The organism is Actinomyces sp. ICM39 (assembly GCF_000282935.1).
In the GTDB taxonomy this organism is placed as follows: Bacteria; Actinomycetota; Actinomycetes; order Actinomycetales; family Actinomycetaceae; genus Pauljensenia; species Pauljensenia odontolytica_B.
Genome location: NZ_ALCB01000001.1, coordinates 1 through 3,151, shown reverse-complemented (window position 1 = coordinate 3,151; position 3,151 = coordinate 1). Strand labels below are relative to the sequence as shown.

The 3,151-nt window shown below is 65.4% G+C and carries 2 protein-coding genes; both read left to right on the top strand.

The window, feature by feature from the left end; translation table 11 throughout:
* Positions 1-30: 30 nt before the first annotated feature.
* Positions 31-1,188 carry a class I SAM-dependent methyltransferase gene (locus HMPREF1137_RS00010; protein WP_007587364.1) on the top strand — a complete coding sequence of 386 codons (1,158 nt, stop codon included), beginning with the start codon at positions 31-33 and terminating at the stop codon, positions 1,186-1,188.
* 67 nt (positions 1,189-1,255) lie between these two features.
* A complete protein-coding gene (locus HMPREF1137_RS00005) occupies positions 1,256-1,711 on the top strand; it encodes a GNAT family N-acetyltransferase (RefSeq protein ID WP_007587363.1) in 456 nt (151 codons plus the stop codon).
* Positions 1,712-3,151 lie beyond the last annotated feature (1,440 nt).

Below are 3,151 nucleotides of genomic sequence, written 5' to 3'. Positions count from 1 at the left end.
GTACGCCCCGCCCCCACTTACACTTAAGGGATGCGCTGCGACCACTTTGACGCCGGGACCTGCCGGTCCTGCTCCCTCCTCCCCCAGCCCTACGAGCGTCAGCTCGACGGCAAGGTGGAGGCCGTCGCGGCAACCCTCTCCGCCGCCCCCGGAGCCGGCGAGATCGCCTGGCTGACCCCGGCCTCGTCCCCCGAGAAGGGCTTCCGCACGAGCGCGAAGCTCGTCGTCGGAGGAACCCGCCGCCGCCCCACCCTGGGCATCCTGGGGCCTGACCGCCGCGGCGTCGACCTGCCCGGCTGTCCCATCCAGCACCCCGCAATCAACCGCGCAACGCCCGGCCTCAAGCGCTTCATCCGCTCGCTGGACCTGACGCCCTACGACGTTCCCACTAAGCGCGGGGAGCTCAAGAACATCCTCATCACCGTGGGCGACGGCGAGCGGCTCATGATCCGCTTCGTGCTGCGCACGCGCGACCGCGTCTCCGACATTCGCTCGGCACTGCCGCTGCTGCGCGACCTCGTGCCCAGCGCACACGTCGTCACTGCGAACATTCACCCGACACACGAGGCCATCGTGGAGGGCCCCGACGAGATCATCCTGACCCGGGCACGCACGCTCCCCCTGGCCGTGGAGGGCCTCGAGCTGGGGCCTCGCTCCTTCGCGCAGACCAACGCGTCCGTCGCCTCCGCCCTGTACGAGCAGGCCTCGGCCTGGGCCTCGCGCACCTTCCCCGACGGGCGACTGCCCGAAAGCCTATGGGACCTGTACTGCGGCGTCGGTGGCTTCGCCCTCGCCTGCGCGCGCGCCGGATTCCCGCGCGTCACCGGCGTCGAGATATCCTCCGGGGCGATCTCCTCGGCGATCAGCGCCGCCCGCCACGCGGGCCTGCCGCGGTCGGCTGCGTCCTTTATCGCGGACGATGCGACCGCGTGGGCGCGCGCGCAATCCCCCGAGGATGTGCCCGACGTGATCGTCGTGAACCCGCCGCGCCGCGGCATCGGAGCCGACCTGGCCGCCTACCTGAACGAGTGCGACGCTCCCCGCGTCATCTACTCCTCGTGCAACCCCGCGTCACTGGCCAAGGATCTTGCGGCCATGCCCACGCTGCGCCCCGTCGAAGGCCGCCTCTTCGACATGTTCCCGCACACGACCCACGCCGAGGTCGCCCTCCTCCTCGAGCGCGCATAAGTAGCTCCGATCACGCGGCCCACCGCGGCCTCGGACCGTTACAATTGCACCTAACGTTAGGAGAAACATGACCGTCGAACTTATCACCGCCGCCACGCCTGAGATCCACGAGGCCATGGGGCGCCTGATCCCCCAGCTGTCCCGCTCCGCCGCCCCCATGAGCGAGGCCGACGTGGAGCGCTTCCTCTCCCAGTCCGGCGTGCACTTCTTCGTGTTCCGCTCCGACACCGCTGACGCGGAGGGCAACCACCCGATCCTCGGCATGCTGTCGCTGGCCACCTTCGAGATCCCCACGGGCGTGCGCGCGTGGGTCGAGGACGTCGTCGTCGACGAGGCCGCCCGCGGCCAGGGTGCCGGCCAGTCCCTCGTGGTCGCCGCGATCGAGCACGCTCAGAAGATCGGTGCCCGCACCGTCGACCTCACCTCGCGCCCCTCGCGCGAGGCCGCGAACCGCCTCTACCAGCGCGCCGGCTTCCAGCTGCGCGAGACCAACGTGTACCGCGTGACGCTCGAGAAGAAGTGAGCACGCTGCGCTTGCGTAGCTAGTTTCGGTTGTGACGCTTGCGTTGCGTGCTGATGCCTGCTGATGCTTGGTGACGCTAGCGTTCCACGTGTCGCTTGCGTTCGCTTACACCCCATACATTCTGTGCGATACCGCCCGCCCCCCGCATCATGCGGGGGGCGGGCGCTTCATTTGGAGCGCTAACGCGCGACTAGCTCCGGCCCGGCTCTCACTCCCGTGGGCGGCACTGACCTGGCGGCCGACGATACGGATAGGTTACGACGATGCGGATAGGTTATCCGCATCCGGATAGGTTAATAAGCTATCCGGATCCTCATAACCTATCCATATGGCGACAACCTATCCGCATGCGCGCAGACGTCGACACCGCTGGACTATTTTGGAAGGCAATGCACTAGGTAGCGCAGCATTGCACTAGCAACAAAGCAGTGCAATGGCTCCCCAAGTAGTGCAATACCCACGGGCGACAAGCGTAACCGCGATTTCGGACCGCGCTGCCAGCATGGAGGGCCTGGAGGGGCCGGAGGATTCAACCCCATCGGTCACGTTCAACCTCATCGGGAAGATTCAACCCGATCAGAAGAGGTTGAATCTTCCCGATCGGGTGTACGCCTCGCCGCAACAAGCATTTTTGTGAATGCTGAGGCAGAGAAGCCACTCGTCATGCCCACAGTCAGCGGCAGAGCCAAGCCAGACAAAAATCGCACGTAATTTCCCGCGGTCACTTTTGGAGACCATCCACAAACGTTGCAATTGCAACGACGTGAATTCAAGGTTTGAAGTAGCCGCCAGGGAATTACGTGCGAAATTACTGGGGCAAGGCACTCACTAGCACCCCAACGCGGCTGGCGCGAAGGTCGCCGCATGGCCTGCGAGCCTAGCTGGGGCACGCGTAGGCGAGACATTCTTCGCCTAGCACGAGGCCTCTATGGCCTTGTGCGAGACAAAATTCGCCCTGCTGACACAAAAGCGCCGAATTTGGGGTGTTTTGCGCGCGCTGGGCGAGTTTTGTCACGCGTACGCGGCAAACCAGCGGAGCAGGGCGAGTTTAATCTCGCCTGAACGATGCACGGCGGTAGCCCAGCAAGGGTCCCACCGACGCGGGGCCAACAGCAGATAGGCGGGTCGCGGACTCACAAATTTCGCATGCAATTCCCCCAGTGCAAGAATCAACGCACGCCCAAAAACCGCAGAATATCAACGATTCGATTACAAGATCTGAAATACAGTCCGGGGAATTGCATGCGAAATTGCGAAGCAATAGCCACAAGTGCCGCCGGTGTGGAGGGCGGCGGAGGGACCTGACGCGGTGCCCGTGGGCGGTGACAGGGCCTGGGCAACACACAGACAACAAGCCCCACCCGATTGGAGGCCGCCGCGGGGCCTGCGGGGCCTGGCCGGGCTTCGAGACGACGCGCCGATCAGCGGCCTGGCCCCACT

What these genes read in the sequence shown, in the direction of transcription:
- HMPREF1137_RS00010 (WP_007587364.1), top strand. Translation starts at nt 31, where the DNA reads ATGCGCTGCGACCACTTTGACGCCGGGACCTGCCGGTCCTGCTCCCTC.
- HMPREF1137_RS00005 (WP_007587363.1), top strand. Translation starts at nt 1,256, where the DNA reads ATGACCGTCGAACTTATCACCGCCGCCACGCCTGAGATCCACGAGGCC.